This window comes from Streptomyces sp. YJ-C3 (genome assembly GCF_053891275.1).
The window spans coordinates 4559181-4578449 of sequence record NZ_CM132685.1; the positions used below are offsets into that span (position 1 = coordinate 4559181).

Annotated in this window: 18 protein-coding genes; 12 read left to right on the top strand and 6 right to left on the bottom strand. The window is 70.3% G+C overall.

Going from position 1 to position 19269, the window contains the following annotated elements; genetic code table 11:
* Positions 1 to 111 precede the first annotated feature (111 nt).
* From ACVHNB_RS20410 to ACVHNB_RS20425, 4 genes are all read left to right on the top strand, one after another.
* A complete protein-coding gene (locus tag ACVHNB_RS20410; protein ID WP_456225491.1) occupies positions 112 to 2823 on the top strand; it encodes a family 78 glycoside hydrolase catalytic domain in 2712 nt (903 codons plus the stop codon).
* A gap of 180 nt (positions 2824 to 3003) precedes the next feature.
* Positions 3004 to 3699: an LmeA family phospholipid-binding protein gene (locus ACVHNB_RS20415; RefSeq protein ID WP_428957295.1), complete on the top strand. Its 696-nt coding sequence runs from the start codon at positions 3004 to 3006 to the stop codon at positions 3697 to 3699.
* Between the two features lie 128 nt (positions 3700 to 3827).
* Complete coding sequence (locus ACVHNB_RS20420; protein WP_456225492.1) at positions 3828 to 4628, top strand: SAM-dependent methyltransferase; 801 nt, start codon at positions 3828 to 3830, stop codon at positions 4626 to 4628.
* A gap of 356 nt (positions 4629 to 4984) precedes the next feature.
* A complete protein-coding gene (locus tag ACVHNB_RS20425; RefSeq protein ID WP_456225493.1) occupies positions 4985 to 6439 on the top strand; it encodes an FG-GAP-like repeat-containing protein in 1455 nt (484 codons plus the stop codon).
* A gap of 104 nt (positions 6440 to 6543) precedes the next feature.
* On the opposite strand, the gene ACVHNB_RS20430 is transcribed toward ACVHNB_RS20425, so the two are convergent.
* Both ACVHNB_RS20430 and ACVHNB_RS20435 read right to left on the bottom strand, forming a co-directional pair.
* Entirely contained in the window at positions 6544 to 7542 is a 999-nt protein-coding gene (locus ACVHNB_RS20430) for a D-alanyl-D-alanine carboxypeptidase family protein (protein ID WP_428957781.1), read from the bottom strand.
* A gap of 312 nt (positions 7543 to 7854) precedes the next feature.
* Complete coding sequence (locus ACVHNB_RS20435) at positions 7855 to 8748, bottom strand: NADP-dependent oxidoreductase (RefSeq protein WP_456225494.1); 894 nt, start codon at positions 8746 to 8748, stop codon at positions 7855 to 7857.
* A gap of 70 nt (positions 8749 to 8818) precedes the next feature.
* Between ACVHNB_RS20435 and ACVHNB_RS20440 the strand changes: the two genes are divergently transcribed.
* The gene (locus ACVHNB_RS20440; protein WP_456225495.1) at positions 8819 to 9406 is read left to right on the top strand and encodes a TetR/AcrR family transcriptional regulator; all 588 of its coding nucleotides are present in this window, start codon (positions 8819 to 8821) and stop codon (positions 9404 to 9406) included.
* A 253-nt stretch (positions 9407 to 9659) separates the two neighbouring features.
* Positions 9660 to 9941: a hypothetical protein gene (locus tag ACVHNB_RS20445; RefSeq protein ID WP_428957290.1), complete on the top strand. Its 282-nt coding sequence runs from the start codon at positions 9660 to 9662 to the stop codon at positions 9939 to 9941.
* A 144-nt stretch (positions 9942 to 10085) separates the two neighbouring features.
* Here ACVHNB_RS20445 and ACVHNB_RS20450 read toward each other — a convergent pair whose 3' ends face one another.
* Both ACVHNB_RS20450 and otnK read right to left on the bottom strand, forming a co-directional pair.
* Complete coding sequence (locus ACVHNB_RS20450; protein ID WP_456225496.1) at positions 10086 to 10721, bottom strand: class II aldolase/adducin family protein; 636 nt, start codon at positions 10719 to 10721, stop codon at positions 10086 to 10088.
* Positions 10718 to 12004, bottom strand: a complete 1287-nt coding sequence (otnK, locus tag ACVHNB_RS20455; protein WP_456225497.1) for a 3-oxo-tetronate kinase — start codon at positions 12002 to 12004, stop codon at positions 10718 to 10720. The genes ACVHNB_RS20450 and otnK overlap by 4 nt, the downstream gene beginning before the upstream one ends.
* A 204-nt stretch (positions 12005 to 12208) precedes the next feature.
* Here otnK and ACVHNB_RS20460 point away from each other — a divergent pair, with 204 nt between their 5' ends.
* The 3 genes from ACVHNB_RS20460 (at position 12209) to ACVHNB_RS20470 (ending at position 15820) form a co-directional block, all read left to right on the top strand.
* Positions 12209 to 13609 carry a homoserine dehydrogenase gene (locus tag ACVHNB_RS20460; RefSeq protein WP_456225498.1) on the top strand — a complete coding sequence of 467 codons (1401 nt, stop codon included), beginning with the start codon at positions 12209 to 12211 and terminating at the stop codon, positions 13607 to 13609.
* A complete protein-coding gene (locus ACVHNB_RS20465) occupies positions 13606 to 14964 on the top strand; it encodes a GntT/GntP/DsdX family permease (protein WP_428957286.1) in 1359 nt (452 codons plus the stop codon). Before ACVHNB_RS20460 ends, ACVHNB_RS20465 begins: the two co-directional genes overlap by 4 nt.
* Positions 14965 to 15028: 64 nt before the next feature.
* Positions 15029 to 15820, top strand: a complete 792-nt coding sequence (locus ACVHNB_RS20470; RefSeq protein ID WP_428957285.1) for a DeoR/GlpR family DNA-binding transcription regulator — start codon at positions 15029 to 15031, stop codon at positions 15818 to 15820.
* Positions 15821 to 15883: 63 nt separating this feature from the next.
* Here the strand turns inward: ACVHNB_RS20470 and ACVHNB_RS20475 are convergent, their stop codons facing one another.
* Both ACVHNB_RS20475 and ACVHNB_RS20480 read right to left on the bottom strand, forming a co-directional pair.
* Positions 15884 to 16225, bottom strand: a complete 342-nt coding sequence (locus ACVHNB_RS20475) for a GNAT family N-acetyltransferase (RefSeq protein WP_428957284.1) — start codon at positions 16223 to 16225, stop codon at positions 15884 to 15886.
* 10 nt (positions 16226 to 16235) lie between these two features.
* A complete protein-coding gene (locus tag ACVHNB_RS20480) occupies positions 16236 to 17195 on the bottom strand; it encodes a pirin family protein (protein ID WP_428957283.1) in 960 nt (319 codons plus the stop codon).
* 109 nt (positions 17196 to 17304) lie between these two features.
* Here ACVHNB_RS20480 and ACVHNB_RS20485 point away from each other — a divergent pair, with 109 nt between their 5' ends.
* The 3 genes from ACVHNB_RS20485 to ACVHNB_RS20495 all read left to right on the top strand — a co-directional run bounded on the left by ACVHNB_RS20485 (position 17305) and on the right by ACVHNB_RS20495 (position 19269).
* Complete coding sequence (locus tag ACVHNB_RS20485) at positions 17305 to 17790, top strand: carboxymuconolactone decarboxylase family protein (RefSeq protein WP_456225499.1); 486 nt, start codon at positions 17305 to 17307, stop codon at positions 17788 to 17790.
* Positions 17791 to 17952: 162 nt separating this feature from the next.
* Positions 17953 to 18993, top strand: a complete 1041-nt coding sequence (locus ACVHNB_RS20490; protein ID WP_456225500.1) for a LysR family transcriptional regulator — start codon at positions 17953 to 17955, stop codon at positions 18991 to 18993.
* A 39-nt stretch (positions 18994 to 19032) separates the two neighbouring features.
* Positions 19033 to 19269 (top strand): LysR substrate-binding domain-containing protein, encoded by a 237-nt coding sequence (locus ACVHNB_RS20495; RefSeq protein WP_456225501.1) that lies wholly within the window; start codon positions 19033 to 19035, stop codon positions 19267 to 19269.

Sequence of the window (19269 nt, forward strand, 5' to 3'; positions counted from 1 at the left end):
CAGGCAGCCGCGGCACGCGCGTCCGGTCCGGCGAGAGCCGCGCCGGACCGGACGCTCCCTTCCTTCCTTCCTTCCTTCCTGCCCTGCCCTGCCCTGCGAAAGGTCCTCACCGTGTTCCGACGCAGCCGTCCCACTCCTCGTCTGCGCGCCCTCACTCTGTCGTGCGCCACCACGCTGCTGGCCATGGGGCTCATCACCGGAGCCCCGTCCGCCTCTGCCCAAGGCGCCCTCGCCGTCCGCAGCACCACCGCCGACGGCCGCCCCGACCCGCTCGCCGTCGAGGCTCCCCGCCCACTGCTCAGCTGGAAACTCGCCGCCCACCAACGCGACACGGTGCAGGAGGCGTATCAGATACGTGTGGCCACGTCCTCCGGCGCACTGGCCGACGACCGTGCCGACGTCTGGGACAGCGGCAGGCAGCGCTCCGCCGAGTCCGTCGGTGTTCCGTACGGAGGTCCACAGCTCGAGCCGGGCGCACGCTACTACTGGCAGGTCCGCGTCTGGGACGCGCAGGGCCGTCCGTCCGCCTGGAGTTCGCCCTCCCACTGGGAGACGGCGCTGCGCACGAGCGGCGACTGGAAAGGGGCACGATGGATCGGCCCCTCCAAGACCGACACGGGCTCACCGCTCTTGCGCAAGGACTTCTCCCTGGGCAAGAAGGTGGCCAGAGCCCGGGCCTACGTAGCAGGTCTCGGCTTCCACGAGCTCCGCCTCAACGGCGCCAAGGTGGGCGACCACGAACTCGCTCCGGCGAACACCCCCTACGACCGCCGGGTGCTGTACGACACGTACGACGTGACCAGGACTCTGCGCGAGGGCGACAACACGGTCGGCCTGTGGCTCGGCCATGGCTACGGTGACAACTTCAGTCCGTACGGCTTCCGTTGGCGCGGCGGGCGGCAGGCCATGATGCTGCTCGACGTCACCTTCACGGACGGCAGTCGCCGCACTCTCACCACGGACTCGTCCTGGAAGTGGTCCGACAGCCCGATCACCGCGGACGATCTGTACGACGGCGAGTCCTACGACGCCCGCAAGGAGCAGCAGGGCTGGGACCGTCCCGGCTTCGACGAGGCGGGCTGGCAGCAGGTGGCGCCGGCCGACGCGCCCAAGGGCGAGCTCCACGCGAACACCATGCCGCCGGTCCGCGTCACGGACACCCTCACGCCGGTACGCGTGACCGAGCCCCGCCAGGGGACCCGCGTCTACGACTTCGGGCAGAACATCGCCGGCTGGCCGCGGCTACGCGCGAAGGGCGCGGCAGGGACGCACATCGTCATGCGCACCGCCGAGGAGCTCAAGGCCGACGGCACGCTGGACACCGCAACGAACCGGGAAGCCGCGGCGACCGACACCTTCACCCTCGCGGGCACGGGTGGCGAGGAGACGTACGAACCGCGCTTCACGTACCACGGTTTCCGGTATCTCGAGGTCAGCGCCTCCACCACCGAACCGGAGCCGGGGGACGTACGGGCTCGCGTGGTGCACGCGGACGTGCCCTCGACCGGATCGTTCGACTCATCGAACGATGTGCTCGACGGTGTCTGGCGCAACAACCGCTGGAGCATCCTCAACAATTCCATGAGCACGCCCACGGACACACCCGTTCGTGACGAGCGCACACCGCCGGCCATGGACGTGCAGGCCTATCGGGACGCGGCGACGCGCGAGTTCGGCATGGACGGCTTCTACGCGAAGTATCTGCAGGACATGCCTCCGGGCACGGCACTGCCCTCGGACGATGTGAAGGCCCAGTACCCGGACATGGCGGGTGGCCAGGTCTCCCTGGCGTGGACGTTGTACGAGCAGTACCAGGACCGCGACGCGCTCGCGGCCGCCTATCCGGACATGAAGCGGTTCGTGGACCGCAATGCCGCCGAGGCGCCCGGGCTGATCTGGCCCGACGACAAGGGCTTCGGCGACTGGTGCCCGCCCGATCACGGGCCGGAGGCCAACGACGGCATGGGCAGTCCGACGGCGGGTGACTGCACCAGCGAGGTGTCGCTCGTCAACACGGCACTGTCGTATCAGCAGGCGCAAGCGGTGGCGAAGGCCGCGGCAGCCCTCGGACACGACGAGGACGCCAGGCGATTCGCCGTCCTGGCCGGCCGGATCAAGGACGCCTTCAATGACCACTTCCTCAACGACGCCGGGGACACGTACGGCAGCGGACGTCAGGTGACCAGCATCCTGCCCCTGGCCCTCGAACTGGTTCCCGCGGACCGGGCGGACGCCGTCGGCGACCAGTTCGTGCGCACCGTCGTCGAGCACGACGACAGCCACTTGGACACCGGCATCTTCGGCACGCGCTACCTCGTCGACGCCCTGGCCCGCATCGGCCGCACCGACCTGGCCATCACCATGCTGCAGCAGCGCACCTACCCCGGATTCGGGTTCCAGCTCTCGCACGGGGCCACCACCACGTGGGAGCAGTGGCTCTACAGCTCCTCGATGGAGACGCACGACCACGCCATGTTCGCCGGCGTCAACACGTCCCTCTACACCGTCCTCGCAGGTATCCGTCCCACCTCCCCCGGCTACCGGACCATCGCCGTCGCCCCCGCCGTGCCCGATGCGCTGGACCACGTGACGGCGTCGCAGGAGACGGTGCGCGGGCGTGTCAGCAGCAGCTGGCGCAGGAGTCACGGCGCGCTGCGGCTGACCGTCACCATCCCGCCGAACAGCCGGGCCGTGGTCACCGTGCCGCGCAAGAACGGCAAGGAACGCGTCCAGGCCCCGTCCGAGGCCCGGCAGACGCACAGCGCCGAGCGTTCCGTCACGTACCGCGTCGGGTCCGGGACTTGGACGTTCGTCGCAGGGTGACAGCCATTCCGGCCATCGTGAGTGAGGAGATGCAGCCCAGGAGGAGCGGGCCGGGTCCGCCGCGGCGCCCACGGATCGAACTCCGCGGTGCGGTGGGGCCGGTCGGTCCGTGACGATAACGTTGCCAACAGCGTGACGTGCGTCACTGCCGTGGGCAAAAGCGCCTGCTGAGGTGTGCGCATGCGTACTCTCCGAAGATCCCTGATCGTCATCGCCGTCCTGGCCGCCATATTCGTCGGCGTCGACCGGCTCGCCGTCCATCTCGCCGAAGGGCAGGCCGTGGACAAGCTCCGCGCCTCGAACGGGTTCGGCGAGTCCACCCAGGTCTCCATCAAGGGCTTCCCGTTCCTCACGCAGGCCGTGGCTGGGGACCTGGACGAACTCGACGCGAGCGTGGACCATTACGAGTCGGCCATGCCGGGCGGCGCGACCGGCCGCGTGGAGAACCTCGAACTCCATCTCAATGGGGTCGAGTTCACCAACGGATACTCCAGCGCCGTCGCGCGCACGGCGACGGGAACCGCACTGGTCCCCTACGCCGAACTGCTCCACGCCGCACCGGCACAGGACAACGGGGTGCGCATCGCCGGCCTCTCGGACGGCGGCAAGGGCCGGATCAAGGTCGAGCTCGAGACTCCCGACGGAGGCACGTCCTCGATCTACAGCACGGTTTCCGTCAAGGACGACACCTTGCGCCTGCACGCGGAGACATCGCCCTCCACCACCACCGGACTGTCAGAGGACGAACTCCGCAAGGCCACCGACATCCAGCAGTCCATCACCCGGCTGCCCGGCGGCATCCGGCTCACGGCCGCCGAACCGCGCACCGACGGCCTACGGCTCACCGTGGGCGGCTCACACGTCCCCCTCACCTGACACACCCCGCGCCACCCTCAACGCGCGGATGAGCGACCTCTGCCCCCGACCCAACGGGGGCTGTTGGGCACCGAGTTACGGACGATAACCTCTGATGTACGCAACAGCTACATGGAACGGAGCGTTGAATGAGCAGCCCCGAGGCCCGGATTGACACCTCCAAGGCGCACTCCGCGCGGGTGTACGACTACATCCTCGGGGGCAAGGATCACTACCTCGTCGACGCCGAGGCGGGCGACGCGATGTGCCGGCACTGGCCTGCCCTGCCGGTGCACATGCGTGAGAACCGACGGTTCATGCATCGCGCGGGACACTACCTCGCCAAGGAACAGGGCATCCGGCAGTTCCTCGACATCGGCACGGGCCTGCCGACGGCTCCCAACCTGCACGAGATCGTGCAGGACGTGGCGCCGGAGTCGCGCGTGGTGTACGTCGACAACGACCCCATCGTCCTGGCCCACGCACGCGCCCTGCTGCAGAGTTCCCCTGAAGGCGCGACCACTTATGTGGACGCGGACATGAACGATCCGGAAGCGATCCTGGGCAGCGCCGAGTTCCGCCAACTCCTGGATCTGGAGCAGCCGGTGGGCCTCATGCTCATCGGCATCCTGCACTTCATCATGCCGCCGGAGGACCGTCGCCTGGTGCAGCGGCTCCTCGAGCCGCTGCCCTCGGGAAGCTTCCTGGCCATGACCATCGGAACCGGCGATTTCGCCCCCGAAGAGGTCGGGCGGGTGGCCCGCGAGTACGCGCAGCAGGGGATGCCCATGGAACTGCGGGACCTGGAGGTCGCCACCTCGTTCTTCGACGGCATGGAACTCGTGGAGCCCGGTGTCACGCAGGTCCACAAGTGGCGCCCCGGCGCCGAGCAGCAGGGCATCGACGACCGGACCATCGCCATGTACGGAGCCGTGGCCCGCAAGGTGTGACGCGGGAGCAGGGCCGCCCTCTCATGTACGGGGCGGCCGTGCTCGGAGCGTGAACGTGCGCGCTGAAGACGTCTGACCGGGCGTCTGGCCCGGTGGTTTGCGTTCGGTCCCAGGTCAGGTTCCGCGCCAGTTCAGGACGGCTTCGCCGGGTAGGCGGCGGGCCATGCTCCCGCGGTCGCGGGCCGAGATCGACGCCGGCCCGGCGCAGCGCTGCACACCTGAAGGTTGGGGGTCCAACTCCGGCTGACGTGAACCGCGTTCACAATCAAGCCACTTTCGCACAACCCTTCGTACGCCTCACACGTCACACAGCCCGGAAAGCTACCCCCTCATTCTCGATTTCCGGGAGAACCGCCGTGCGTGTACGAACCCTGGGTGTCACCGCGACCGTTGCGGCACTCACCGCCGCCGGGCTGGCCCTGCCCCTCGCCGGAACCGCAGCCGCCGCGACCCCGCTGCACGCCGACTTCAACGGGGACGGCTTCACCGACCTCGCGGTCGGCGTGCCCTCGGCGACCGTGAACGGCAAGGCGAAGGCCGGTTACGTCAATGTGGTCTGGGGCGGCGTCAACGGGCTCGGCCCGGACGGCTCCACCGGCATCATCAGCCAGTCCTACCGCGCCGTGCCCGGCACCCCGGAGGCCGGGGACCGCTTCGGTTCCGCGGTGGCCTCGGGCGACCTCGACGGGGACGGCATATCCGACCTCGTCATCGGCGCCAGCGGCGAGGCCCTCACCGATGCGGGCCACGGCCACGAAGGCAGCGTCACCGTGCTGTACGGCTCCCCGAGGGGCTTCGGCAACCACGACAGCGTCGGCCTCACCGCCGCCAAGGGCGAGGGCGAGTTCACCCAGCTCGGCGACCGCATCTCCGTGGGCGACTACGACCACGACGGCGACCAGGACCTCGCGCTCGGCGCGGCCGACGAGGAGAGCGGCTCGCTGCGGCTGCGGCCCGGCCCGCTCGCCCCCGGTACGCCCACCACGACCGAGGTCATCGAGCGGTACAGCATGGGCGGCCGCACCCGCGACCTCGCGACCGGCGACTTCGACGGGGACGGCAAGGACGACCTCGCGGTGACGTACAAGGAGTTGGAGGGATCGGGCACCTTCATCCTGCGCTGGGACGCCGCGGGCCAGCCCGCCCGGTACTGGAACAGCTGGGACTACGGCCAGTCGCTGGCCGCCGCGGACTTCGACCGGGACGGCAAGGACGACCTGGCCATCGGATACGACCAGCCCAACCCCGAGTCCGAACAGGCACCGCTCTGCGCGGACGAGCGGGCCGGCGGCGCGGTCGCTGTCGTGTACGGCAAGGGCGCGTTCGGGTCCGCGCACGACTGCTTCACCCAGGACAGCCCCGACGTCGCCGGGGCCTCCGAGGCAGGCGACTGGTTCGGCTTCTCGGTCGCCGCGGGCGACGTGAACGACGACGACCTCCCGGAGCTCGTGGTCGGCGTGCCCGGTGAGGACGTCGGCACCGTCAAGGACGCGGGCGCCTATGTCGTCCTGCGCGGCACCACCACTGGTCTGTCCAGCGGTGTCGCGCGCAACCAGAACACCCCCGACATGCCCGGCACCGCGGAGGCCGGCGACCAGTTCGGCGCGCAGGTGACCACCGGCCGGTACAACCCCGACCAGCTGGGCGACGTCGCCGCGAGCGCCCCTACGGAGAACGCGGGTGAGGCCCGCTCGGGGGGTGTCTGGTACGCGCAGACCACGGAGACCGCCTATCCTCTCGGGCGCTCGCTGACGCCGTACGGGCTCGCGCTGTCCACCGGCACGAAGTACGGCGAGGCCCTCGGCAAGTAGGCACCGGTGCCCGGGCGCACGTCCTCCGGGCACCGCCCCCCGTGCGTGCGCCTCACCACATCTCGAGCATGGGTTCTGAGGCTGCCCGGGGGCGGGCCGTCTACTCAGTGGGCGAAGCCCCAGTCGAGCATCTTGGTGGCGTCGTCGAAGACCTCTTGGTCGGACCCGATGATCGCGCCGACCAGGGTGCGGTTGTCCCGCTCGGCGGCGAAGACGAGGGAGTAGCCGGCCTCCGTGCCGCTGCCGGTCTTGATGCCCAGAGCGCCGTCGTAGCTGCCCAGCAGCTCATTGGTGTTGTTCCAGGTGTAGTACCTGGTGTGGCCGTTGGCCGCCGGGGCCTCGGTCTTGAACTGCTTGTTCTTCACGACGTCGGCGAACACCGGCTGCAGCATCGCGCGTTGGCCGAGCTTGGCGAGATCGCGGGCGGTGCTGTGGTTGTTGCCGTGCGAGATGCCGTCGAAGGAGTCGAAGTGCGTGCCGCTCAGGTTCAGCTGCTGCGCTTCGGCGTTCATCTGGGCCTCGAAGTCGGCGATCCGGGCGTCCATGGTGTCCCCGGAGCCGAAGTTGTCGGCCAGGGCCATGGCGGCGTCTCCTCCGGACGGGATCAGCATGGCGTGGAGCAACTGCCTGACGGTCAGCTTGTCGCCGGTCTGGAGGTCGGCCGTACTGGCGCCGTTCTCCGACACGTAGTCCCGGTACTCCTGTTGCACCGTGATCTGCCGGTCCAGCCACTCCGGGTGCTTGAGCACCACCAAGGCGGTCATGATCTTGGTGGTGCTGGCCATCGACACGCTCTCGTCGGCCTTGGCTCCGGCCCACAACTCGCGTTCCTGGCTGCCGTCTCGGGCGTCCAGGAGGAAGGCGTGGTCGGCGTTGATGTCGGGGTCGGCCTGGTCCCTGGTGTCCAGCGCCCCCTGTCTCTGGTCCGCGGGGTGGGTGGCCGCGCCGCTCTGGCCGTCGTCGTCGGCGGAGTGTGTGGCACTGGGGGTGGCCGCCTCGGCGAGGCCACCGGCGGTGATCGGCAGGACGGCCCCGACGAGCGCGACGGTCGCGATCCGGGCCCCGGTGCGGTGCAGCCGGTTGGGGCGGGCGTGGGAACCCATAGGCATACCTTTCTCCCAGCGCGGGCACGCCGGCCGGTGACGGAAACTCGGTGCATAGCGAACCTACTTCCGCGATGGCAGCCGATGTCAAGATCGCCATGTCATGGCCGGGTAACAGGACCGGCCGGCATGAAGATGCCGTGCAGACAACGGGTGGTTTCTCTGTGGCGACTTGCGCGCTGCGGCCATCCGGCCTCGCTGGAGCGGTCGGCCTGCCAGGTCAACCGAGGGGTTGCGACCGCCGGCGGGGATCGACTGCGATGTCACGCCGTTCCGGCCGGGGTTCGGGCCACCGTGGATTCCGTAGCGGCCTCAGATGATCAGGACCCGACGCCCGCGCGTGTGACCGGCCTGGCTGTCGATGTGCGCCGCCGCGGCCTCGGCGAGTGCGTACGACTTCTCGACAGGGATGTGCAGCTTCCCCTGCGCGATGAGGTCGACGGCCTCGGCGAGCGCATCCGACACGCTTCCGGCCGCACCCGAGAACCTGACACCGAACTCCGGCGCGTCCAGATCAGCGATGGACAGCACCGTCCGCGGGTCCCCGGTCAGCCCGACGAGCTCGCGCACCACGCCCGAGCCCGCCAGATCGAGGGCCGCGTCGACCTGGCCGAGCTGTCGCACGCGCTCGACCCAGCCCTCGCCGTACGTCGTCGCGAGGGCGCCCAGGCTCCGTACGTAGTCCTGGTTCGCGGCCCCGGCGGTGCCGATCACCGTGATGCCGCGGGCACGGGCGATCTGCAGCACCGCTGACCCCACTCCCCCGGACGCACCGCTGACCAGCAGCGTCTCCCCGCGCCGCACACCGACCTCACGCAGAACACGAAGCGCCGTCTCGACCACCGAGGGGTACCCGGCAGCCTCTTCGAACGTCAGCCCCTCAGGCATACGGGCCCAGGCCGACAGCACGGCCAACTCGGCGTAGGTGCTGACCCCTTCGCCGAACACGCGGTCCCCGACCTCGAACCCTTCGACGCCCGCGCCGATCTCGTCGACCACTCCGGCGGCGTCCAGCCCGACGCCGGCGGGCAGTTCGATCGGATGGGCCCCCAGGACCTGGCCTTCCCGGAGCCTCCAGTCGACGGGGTTCACACCCGCCGCCCGCACGGCGATACGAACCTGGCCCGGGCCCGCATGGGGCTCCTCGGCGTCTATGAGATGCAGAACGTCGGGACCGCCGAACTCGGCGAAGCTCACCTTCTTCATGCGGCGGACCGTAGCACTAACAGTTAGTGTTTTGGAACTGTTACGAATTTGCACCTGATAGTGTCAGCGCATGACCGTGCCGCCCGGACGCCGGGAACGCAAGAAGGCCGCGACGCGCCAGAAGATCGCCGACACCGCACTGCGACTCTTCCTGGAGCGTGGGTACGACGCGGTGGGCATCCGCGAAGTAGCCGCTGAGGCCGACGTCGCCGTCACCACGCTCTTCTCCCACTTCGCCTCCAAAGAAGCCCTGGTGTTCGAGCAGGACGAGGACTTCGAGCAACGTCTCGTCCGGGCCGTCACCGACCGGTCGACGCACGAGTCGCTCATCCCCGCACTGCGTGGCGAGATCCATGCCCTGGTGCGGCACTGCACGGCGGACGGCGCAGTGCCGATCTGGCGCATGATCGACGCGTCACCCGCCTTGCGGAGGTACGACGAGTCGATGAGGCTCCGCCACGCGGAGGCACTCGCAGCGGCCATCGCCGCGGATCCGGACCTGTCACGAACCCCGCTCGCGAGCCGGACGGTCGCGAGGTTCGCCATCGACGCCTATTCACTGGCCCGCGAGGCGGCCGATCCGCAGGCCGCGGTGGACGAGGTCTTCCGGATGATCGAGGCGGCCTGGGAGGCCACCTCCCCTTCACGGCAGGCGTGAGCGACCGACTCCGGGCGGCAGCCCGGAAGCCGGTCGGTAGCGAGGAGCCGTGTGCCCGACGTGCGAGCCGGCCCGGCTAGCCACTCCCGCACTCTGGTCCAGACCTATTCTGGTCCAGACCATTGACCCGGCCCGGACCGGCCGTGCACTATCAGCCACGACCGGTGAGCACCGCGGCGAGAACCGCTCGCTCACCAGCTGCAACTCCTTGACCTGCCTGTGCACTTGACGTACCGGAAGGACCAGACAAGCGATGCGCAATCTGATCAGAGTGGCCTCCACAGTGACCATCGGCGGCGCGCTCCTCTTCGGGGTGAGCGGGGTCGCGTCGGCCGCTGACGGCCCGGCCAACCTCACGGGCAAGGGCTGCCCGTCGAGCTACACCAACAGCGCCTCCTACGGCAGCTACAAGCAGACCCTGACCGGCACCTTCATCGCGGGCAACGGCTTCCGGTACGGCCGCTACAACGTCACCTTCATCAACCCCGCCACCGGCCCGCAGCCGGCGGGGACGAAGGAGTACCGCTGCTACTGAGCGGCGCTTCAAGGGAATGATCGACGGCCCCCTGCACCTCGCAGGGGGCCGTCGTTTCACACGTGGTGCGGCAGCAGGACGATCCGGTCGGGCGCATAGCGTCTGCGCGATCAGCGGGACATGACTTCACGCCAATTCACGGAGTCAACTGGTCCATGGCGTGCCGTACTTGTCGGCGAGCTCCTGCGCCTCCTGCGGCGTGAGCAGTCGGGCCGGGAGCTGACCGAGGGAGAGCAGGAGGGCTGCTGTTTCCTCCAGTTCCACGGCGGCGTCGATCGCTGCCGCGACCGTGGTTCCGGAGACCACCGGGCCGTGGTTCTGCAGCAGCGCGGCGCGGAACGGGAACGTCAGTCGTTCCAGTTCGGCTGCCTGCCGGACGTCTCCCGGGGGCGCGTAGGGCAAGAGGGGTGTCTGGCCCACGCGCATCACGAAATAGGGAGTCAGCGGGGGGAGCGAACTGTACGGGGACCATGCCGGGCGGCAGGAGACCGCTGCGGCGTGGCGCGAGTGCAGGTGGACGACGGCCCGGGCGTCGGGGTCGCGCCGGTAGAACGCGATGTGCAGGGGGAACTCCTTCGACGGGCGGGGCCCGTCGAGGTGTGTGCCGTTCAGGTCCAGCGCGGTCAGGTTGTCGGGGTCGATCGAGGTGAGATTGGCACCGGTGGGCGTGATCAGGACACGGTCGCCGTCGCGGATGCTGAGGTTCCCAGAGGAGCCGGGGCTCAGGCCGAGGGCGGCCAAGTGGGCTCCGGCGGCTGCGAGTTCGTGGCGGAGGCTCATGCGAGGTGGCCCCAGGCCGTGGTGAAGATGTCCGTGCCGCCGAAGTTGCCGGACTTGAGGGCGAGGTCGATGCCGTCGGGTGCCCCTCCCGCTCCCGGCTGGGTGCGGGCCCACGCGACGCCCGGGGCGATCTGCTGCCCGATGCGCAGGGTCCGGCTGTCCAGCGCGGTGGTGACGGCCCCGGAGGTCTCCCCGCCGGCGATCAGCAGGCGCCTGGCTCCGGCGCGTACGAGAGCCGTGGCGCAGTCGGCCAGTGCCTGTTCGATGAGCTCGGAAGCGGGAGTCGCGCCAGGAGGCGTGTCGTGTTCGAGGTCGGCGGGCGAGGCGACCGCATAGAGGAGCGGGGGCAGCTTCGGGTCACGGCGCCAGCAGGCTCGGGCGAAGTCGACGAGGTCGGCCACCGTCGCCGCGGGATCCGCGCGCAGCGCCGCGATGTCGAGCTTGCGGTGCGGCAGGTGCTGCTGCGCGTGGGCGACCTGGGCACGGGTGGCGGCGGACGCGCTGCCGGCCAGGACGGCCCCCGGCGCGTCGGAGGCGGAGGCCGCGGTGGCGCGGGCGGTCCCCTGGTGCGGGCCGGTCAGGCCGAGGGCGAGGCCGGCCGCGCCGGTGACCAGGCGCATGTCGCTCGTCGCGGCGGCGATGGTGCGCAGGTCGTCGTCGCAGGTGGCGTCGACGACCGTGAGCGCGTCGGAGAATTCCGGGGCCGCCAGCGTCTCGCGCAGGGCCTGGACGCCGGAGCGGACGATGTCGAGGTCGATGGCGCGCACGGGTCGGCCGGTCTGCGGCGCGAGGAGCCGTCCGACGTGGGAGTCGCGCATGGGCGTGAGGGGATGGTTGCGCATCGGGCTCTCGTCGAGCAGCTCGTCGTGGACGAACAGGCGCGATTTGTAGAGGGTGCGGCCGGTGGCCGGGAAGGCCGGGACGACGACGCTGGCGCTTTCACCCAGGGCGTCGAGGAGGGCGTCGGCGACCGGGCCGATGTTGCCCTGGGACGTCGAGTCGAAGGTCGAGCAGTACTTGAAGTAGAACCGCTGACAGCCCGCGTCCCGCAGCGCCCGCAGAGCGGCCATGGACGCGCGGACCGCCTCGTCGACCGGGACCGTACGGGTCTTGAGTGCGACCACCACGGCGTCCGCCTGGTCGACCTCGACAGCGGCGGACCCGCCGTCGGTCAGCCCGTCGGAGCCGACGGCCACCACCGTCCGGAACCCGCGGGCGACGAGCATGGTGGCGAGATCGGTGGCTCCGGTGAAGTCGTCGGCGATGGCTCCGAGCAGTGGCATCGGACCTCCATGGTGCGGTGGGTGTGGCGTCGGCGTGTGCGTCCGACCCTCTTGCATGTGAAGTTATGTTAACAACCTTTACTCCTATGGGAATGCCTGATACAAGTTGTTAACCGGTGGGAGGAGTTCCAGCCACCGTCTGTCGACCCCAGGCCCATGGCGCCGAGGTCACGTCTGCCTTTGAGCACTCATCGAGGAGGGCCCATGAACCTGCACCACCTGTTCGCCGCCACCCAGGGCCGGAGCGTGCGCTACGCACTGTCCGGAGCCGGCGGCGGATTCGCCCGCACCCTCCTCGCGCAGACCCTTCGCACCGAGGCCCTTCAGCCGTCCGTGCTGTGCGACCGCGATCTGCCCAGCCTGCGCGCCATGCTCGGCGAACTCGGCTACGACACGACCAGCCTCGTCGACTGCGCCGATACGTCAGCCGTCGCCCGCGCTCGGAGCGAGGGGCAGATCGCCCTGGTCGCCGACGGAGCCCTGCTCGGCGCGGGCGACTGGGACATCCTCGTGGAAGCCACCGGGAGCCCGGTACACGGCTGTGCCATGGCCGAGGAGGCGCTGCGCACCGGCCGTCACGTGGCGATGGTCAGCAAGGAGGTCGACTCCGTCGCGGGACTGCACCTCGCCGAACTCGCAGAGCGGGAAGGTCTCGTCTACACGACCGCCGACGGTGACCAGCCCGCCAACCTCATCGGGCTGGTCACCTGGGCCCAGCTCCTCGGCCTCGACATCGTGGCCGTCGGCAAGTCGAGCGAGTACGACCTCGTGTTCGACCCGGAGCAGGGCACCGTGACCCAGCTCGACACCACGGTTCCCGCCCCGGAACTCGGCGCGCTGCTCACCCTCGGCGACGATGTGCCGGGCACCCTGAAGGCCCGCGCCGAAGCTGTGTCCGCGCTGCCTCAGGGCGCCACAGCCGACTACTGCGAAATGGCCGTCGTCGCCACCAACACCGGCTTCAAGCCCGATACCGAGCGACTGCACTACCCCGTGGCCCGCATCGCCGAACTGGCCGACATCTACCGGCTGCGCGAGGACGGCGGTGTGCTGCGCCGCGACGGCGCGGTGGATGTCTTCAGCGCCCTGCGGCTGCCCGGCGAGGCCTCCTTCGCCGGCGGCGTCTTCGTGATCGTGCGCACCGGAGACGCCGTGACCTGGGAAACGCTGCGCGGCAAGGGCCACGTCGTCAGCCGCGACGGCGGATACGCGGCCGTCTATCTGCCCTACCACCTGATGGGCGTCGAAACGCCACTGTCCCTGCTGTCGGCCGTGCTGCACCACCGTCCCTCCGGCGGCACCGATCCGCGCGGCCACGCCGTCCTCGCGGGCCGCGCCCGCCTGGACCTGCCCGCGGGCACCGTCCTCGGCATGGGAGGGCACCATCACGACGTCACCGGCGTCCAGGCCGTGCTGCTGCGCGACGAGGACTCCCCCGACGACGTCGCCCCGCTCTACCTCGCCGCGCACACGACGCTGGCCCGCCCCGTCGCCGCCGGCGAACTCCTCCGCCTCGGCGACCTCGCCGACGCCGATCCCGACCTCACCCGGGCCTGGACCGCCGGCCGCGCCGCCCGCCCCGTCACCCCGGCGGTGCAGTCGTGAGCACCGACGTCCAGCACCTGCTGCTCGGCGCCGCGGCCGTCGCCGTGCTCGTCGTGCTCATCACCAAGTTCAAGCTCCACCCCTTCCTCGCCCTCACGCTCTCGGCCCTGGGGCTGGGTCTCGCCGCGGGCATCTCGCCGGGCGCCACCGTCGAGCACTACCAGGACGGCTTCGGCGACGCCCTGGCCGGCAGCGGTCCCACGATCGGTCTGGGCACCCTGCTCGGCGGCATCCTGCTCGGCTCGGGCGGCGCCGACCGCATCGCCACGGTCTTCATCGGCGCCCGCCCCGTGAAGTGGATCCCCACCGCGATCACCGCGGCGGCCCTGCTCATCGGCATGCCGCACCTGTTCGACGTCAGCTTCGTCATGCTCGTCCCGCTGGTCTACGCCGTCGCCAAGCGCACCGGCTCCCACCTGCTCTACATCGGCCTGCCCATGGCCGCCGGCCTGTACGTCTCGCACGGCCTGCTGCCCCCGCACCCCTCGCCGACCCTCGCCGTGTCCGCGTACGACGCGAACACCGGCCTGACCATCCTGTACGGCCTCATCATCGGCATCCCCCTGGCCGTCATCACCGGCCCCCTGCTGACCAAGTTCGCCGCCCGCTGGTTCGGGCCCGCCCCCGACCTCGACAAGGGCCCCGTGCCCCAGCCCGACCCCGCCCCGGACAACCAGCGCCGCCCGGTCTCCTTCACCCTGGCCCTGATCACGGTGCTGCTGCCGCCCGGCCTCATGCTGATCGGCACCCTGGGCACCTCCAACACGAGCGAGGGCACCCTGCCGTACGCCTTCTTCGAGGCCTGTGACTCCTCGGTGCTCTCACTCCTCGCGGCGGTCGTCTTCGCGTTCTTCGCCCTCGGCCTGCGTTCCGGCTTCGGCCTGTCGCAGTTGCAGAAGATGGCGGGCAAGGGGCTCGGTCCCGTCGGCGCGATCGTGCTGATCCTGGGTGCGGGCGGCGGTCTGAAGGCCATGCTCACCGCCACCGGCATCGACAAGATCATCTCGGACTATGCCGTGGACTGGTCCGTCCCCCCGCTGCTGCTGGCCTGGCTCGTCGCCGCGCTGCTGCGCATCTGCCTCGGCTCCGCCACGGTCGCCACCGCCGCTGCGACCGGTATCGTCGCTCCGCTGCTGGCCGCCTATCCCGGCGTCTCCCCGGAACTGATGGTGCTCGCCACCGCCTCCGGCGCCGTGATGCTCTCCCACGTCAACGACTCCGGATTCTGGCTCTTCAAGGAGTACTTCCAGCTCTCCGTCTCCCAGACCTTCCGGACCTGGACCCTGATGCTCTCGCTGCAGTCCCTGCTCAGCCTCGGCGGCGTCCTGCTGCTGAGCACGTTCGTCGGGAGCTGAGTCATCGGCCGCATCAGGATGATCATCGGCTAACGTCACGTACGAATCACAGAGGAGAGTGACGATGACCGCTCAGGAGCACCTGCCGCTCATCCCGGACCAGCGGCGCGAGCAACTCCTGCGCCACCTGCGCAGGGAAGGCGTGCTGAGCGTCCAGCAGATCACGCAGCTGTTCGGCGTCTCCCACATGACCGTGCGCCGGGACATCGCCGAACTCGAGCGGCAAGGGCTCGTCTTCTCGGTCCCCGGCGGTGTCAGGATCGCCAGCCACGTCAGCACGGAGCCGAGCTTCCAGGACAAGACCCGCGTCGAGCAGCCCGCGAAGGGGGCCATGGCGGCGGAGGCCGCCCGCCTCGTCACCGAAGGGATGACCGTCTACCTCGACGCGGGCACCACCCTCCTCGCCATGGTCCCGGCCCTGGCCCGGCTGAGCGATCTGACCGTGGTGACCAACGACTTCGCCACGGCCGAACAGCTCATGACCGCGCCGCACCTCGACGTCGTCCACACCGGCGGCCGCATCGACATGGCGAACCGCTCCAGCGTCGGCCGGCTCGGCGCCGCGACGCTGCGCCAACTCGCCCTGGACATCGCCTTCATCAGCACCAGTTCCTGGGACCTGCTGCGCGGGGTCACCACGCCGTCGGAACCCAAGGTCGACGTCAAGCAGGCGGCCATGGAATCCGCGGCCAGCTCGGTACTGGTGGCGGGCTCGTCGAAGTTCGGCACCTTCGGCAAGTACCGGGTGGCTCCGCTCACGGCGTTCGACACGGTGATCACCGACACGGCCCTGGCGGAGGGCGCCGCCACGGGAGTCCGTGACAGCGGCTGCGAACTCCGCTTGGCCCGGCCCTGAGCCGGGACCGCCGCGCCCCGTCCGTGCAGTCGGCGGATCACCCCCTGCCGCAGGTGGACGGAGTCAGTGCTTGAGCTGCGTCTCCAGCCACTCCAGGACCTCGGGAGTGACGGGGTCGGTGATGTCGGCGTACTCCTCGTGCTTCTTCAGGAACTTCGCCACGTACGGGCAGACGGGCACGATCCGCCGTCCGGCACCGCGTACGTCGTCCAGGGCTTCCCGTACGAGGATCGAGGCCAGGCCCTGCCCGGCATAGGCGTCGTCGATCTCGGTGTGGAAGAACACCCGCTGCCCGTCACGGTCGCGGTACGCGGTGAAGCCGGCGGTGCTGCCGTCGACCTGGATCACGTAGCGGTGGCGGGCGTCGAGGCGTTCGACGGCGGGCGTGGAGGCGGGCTGGGTCATGACGGGCCTTTCAGTGCCGTGGCGGGTTCTTGCGCGGGGTGATCGTGGCGTGCGGGAGTGCGGGGGCGGGGAGGCGGTCGCCGGGGTAGCCCTCGACCGCGCCGAAGCGGTCGGAGGCGTCCTGCCAGGCCTGTCGGGCTTCGACGATGTCCTGGTGGCTGCGGCCGATGAAGTTCCACCACATCACGACCTCCTCGTCGAAGGGCGGCCCGCCGAGCAGGACCGTGCGCGCGGCCGTGTCCGTCTCATTGGTGATCGTGACGGTGTCGCTGCCCGGTGCGAGGTAACCCAACTCGGCCTGCTTCAAGGGGGTGTCGCCCAGCGTGACCGCGCCTCGGTCGACGAGGAGACCGTGCTCGAAACCGCTGTCCACGGCGAGCGTGAGGCTCGCGCGCGGGGCGAGGAGGAGTTCCGCGCCGAGCAGCGGGGTGAAGGTCCGCACCGGCGAGGTCGCTCCGGCCAGCGAGCCCAGGAAGACGCTGACCTCCGCGCCGTCGTCGGTCCGGACGGGCTCGGGCACGTAGTGCTGGAAGTCCCGGCCGGTGTCCCGGTGCCGTTCCGGCAGCGCGACCCACAGTTGGACGCCGTGGAGCACGGTCGTGGCCGGGGTGGAGACCTCCGAGTGGCTGATGCCGTGGCCGCTGGTCATGAGGTTCAACTCGCCGGGCCGGACCATGGCGTGGCTGCCCAGGCTGTCCCGGTGCTCGATCTCTCCGCTGAACAGCCAGCTGACCGTCTGCAGCCCGATGTGCGGGTGCGGAGCGACGTCCATGCCGCCGCTGTCGGCCACGTCGTCGGGGCCGTAGTGGTCGATGAAGCACCAGGCCCCGATCAGCGTCCGGGCCCGCTGCGGCAGCGTGCGCCGCACCGTCATCGCGCGCGGGCCGCCCAGTGGCACGTCCCGAGCGGTGAGCACCTCGGCCCCGGGTCCGGACGCACCGTGCACCGGACCCGTCCCGGTGTCGCTCATCCCTGCCCCTCCACCCATGTAATTTGAAGTTCAACAATGATGGTGATCATAAACCCGGGCGCACCGCGCCTCGCACCGACCACCACAACCGTCCGCGAAGGAGACAAAGTTGAGCGACACGGCACCGACCCCGGACCACCGGCGCGTCTTCGTCGACAAGCAGAGCCCCAAGGCCTACCACGCCCTGGTGCAGACGTCGGAGGCGGTCAGGGCGACGGCCGCGGACGCCGGACTCGACCGCGTCCTCGTCGAACTGATCAATCTGCGGGTGTCCCAGATCAACGGCTGCGCGTTCTGCCTCGACGTGCACACCCGTGCCGCGCTCCGCGCCGGTGAATCCACCCAGCGCCTCGGCACGCTCGCCGCATGGCGCGACACCGAGCTCTTCACTCAGCGGGAGCGCGCGGCACTCGCCCTCGCGGAGGCGACGACCGTCCCCGCGGACGGCACCGCCCAGGAGAGTGCGTACGTGACTGCCCGCCGCTTCCTCAGCGACGACGAGATATCCGCGGTGATCTGGGTGGCGATCACCATCAACGCGTTCAACCGGGTCTCGATCCTCAGCAAGCACCCCGTGCGCGCAGTGACCGCCTGACCGGCCCGTTCGGCGAACCGGCCGCGGCGGCGCGTCCGTCGGGCGCGCGCGACAGTGATCGGGAACGCTCTGGACGACCGGACCTGCGAGCGCCTTTACTGTCGGCGGTGGAGCTGCGGCCCGGCGAGGAGGCGGCGCGGCTGCGGAGGGTACGGGGGCCTGGTGGAGCGGTATGAGATCGAGACGTTCCTGACCCTGGCCGAGAAGCTCCACTTCGCACGCACCGCTGAACGTCTGCTCGTCTCGCCGGGGCGGGTCAGCCAGACGATCAAGCAGCTGGAACGTCGTATCGGCGGCGCGTTGTTCGAACGCAGCAGCCGCCACGTCGCTCTCACCCCGGTCGGACAGCACCTGCACGCCGAACTACTGCCGGCGCACCAGCAGATCCAACGTGCCCTGGCGAACGCGTCGGCGGCGTGTGCCGGGTTCAGCGGTGCGATGCGGATCGGATTCACCGCCCCATGGTCCGGGACCCTCATCGTGCGGGCGGCCGAGGCCTTCACCTCGCGTCATCCCCAGTGCACCGTCGAGTTGCAGGAGGTGACGTACAACGCGGCCATCGCCGCGCTGCAGGGCGAGGACGCCGACCTGGTGGTGGCCGAGCCGCCGGTCGAGGATCCGGCCATCACCGTGGGGCCCGTCGTGTTCTCCGAACCCCGCGCTCTCCTGGTCCCCGCCGGTCATCCCTTGGCCTCACGGGAGACGGTGTCGCTGGAGGACCTCGCCGCCCTGCCTCTGATCACGGCGGTCGGGGTGTCCCGCGTCTGGCGCGATGCCTTCTTCCCCCGCCGCACCCCGCAGGGGCGGCCGATCCGGCACGGTCCGGCCGGAGCCGGTTGGCAGGAGATCCTCTCTCTGGTCGGAGCGGGCCAAGGTGCCACGGTGACGGCCGCGCGGGCCGGCCGGTACCACGGACGGCCCGACATCGTCTATGTCCGCCCAATGACTCACGGCACGTTGAGCGCAGCTAACGCATCGCCGATCCAGGCAGCCGAAGCGCTCGCCCGCGCCGAAGCGGCCGGGCACGGCACCGGCTGGCCCCTGCGGCTGGGCGTCTTCGGACACGTCGGACACGAACTGGGGCCGCTCCCGGCCGAGTTCCGCTCCCGCTACCCCGGGAGCGAGGTCCAGCTCAGCGAGATCAACGACTGCGACGCGTTCACCGCCCTGCGCGCCGGCACCACCGACGTCAACGTCCTGTGACTGCCGGTCGCCGAGCCCGATCTCACCACCGGCCCCGTCGTGTACACGGGCGGCCGCGTACTGGCCGTCGCCTCGGACCACTCGCTGGCGCAACAGGGCTCCGCTTCCCTGGAAGACCTCGCCGATCATCACGTCGTCGACCTGGGACCCGATGCCCCGGAATACTGGGGCGCCGCCATGGTGCCCCTGCGCACTCCCCTCGGCCGTCGCATTCCGCGCGGCCCGACCGCACGCACCTTCCACGCGATCCTCTTCCTGGTCGCCACCGGCGCATGA

Bases quoted from the DNA above. Each gene is read 5' to 3' on its own strand.
- otnK (WP_456225497.1), bottom strand. From the start codon at position 12,004: ATGCCACTGCTCGGAGCCATCGCCGACGACTTCACCGGAGCCACCGAT.
- ACVHNB_RS20480 (WP_428957283.1), bottom strand. From the start codon at position 17,195: ATGAGCGACACCGGGACGGGTCCGGTGCACGGTGCGTCCGGACCCGGG.
- ACVHNB_RS20460 (WP_456225498.1), top strand. From the start codon at position 12,209: ATGAACCTGCACCACCTGTTCGCCGCCACCCAGGGCCGGAGCGTGCGC.
- ACVHNB_RS20445 (WP_428957290.1), top strand. From the start codon at position 9,660: ATGCGCAATCTGATCAGAGTGGCCTCCACAGTGACCATCGGCGGCGCG.
- ACVHNB_RS20470 (WP_428957285.1), top strand. From the start codon at position 15,029: ATGACCGCTCAGGAGCACCTGCCGCTCATCCCGGACCAGCGGCGCGAG.
- ACVHNB_RS20440 (WP_456225495.1), top strand. From the start codon at position 8,819: ATGACCGTGCCGCCCGGACGCCGGGAACGCAAGAAGGCCGCGACGCGC.
- ACVHNB_RS20435 (WP_456225494.1), bottom strand. From the start codon at position 8,748: ATGAAGAAGGTGAGCTTCGCCGAGTTCGGCGGTCCCGACGTTCTGCAT.
- ACVHNB_RS20420 (WP_456225492.1), top strand. From the start codon at position 3,828: ATGAGCAGCCCCGAGGCCCGGATTGACACCTCCAAGGCGCACTCCGCG.
- ACVHNB_RS20475 (WP_428957284.1), bottom strand. From the start codon at position 16,225: ATGACCCAGCCCGCCTCCACGCCCGCCGTCGAACGCCTCGACGCCCGC.
- ACVHNB_RS20430 (WP_428957781.1), bottom strand. From the start codon at position 7,542: ATGGGTTCCCACGCCCGCCCCAACCGGCTGCACCGCACCGGGGCCCGG.
- ACVHNB_RS20450 (WP_456225496.1), bottom strand. From the start codon at position 10,721: ATGAGCCTCCGCCACGAACTCGCAGCCGCCGGAGCCCACTTGGCCGCC.
- ACVHNB_RS20415 (WP_428957295.1), top strand. From the start codon at position 3,004: ATGCGTACTCTCCGAAGATCCCTGATCGTCATCGCCGTCCTGGCCGCC.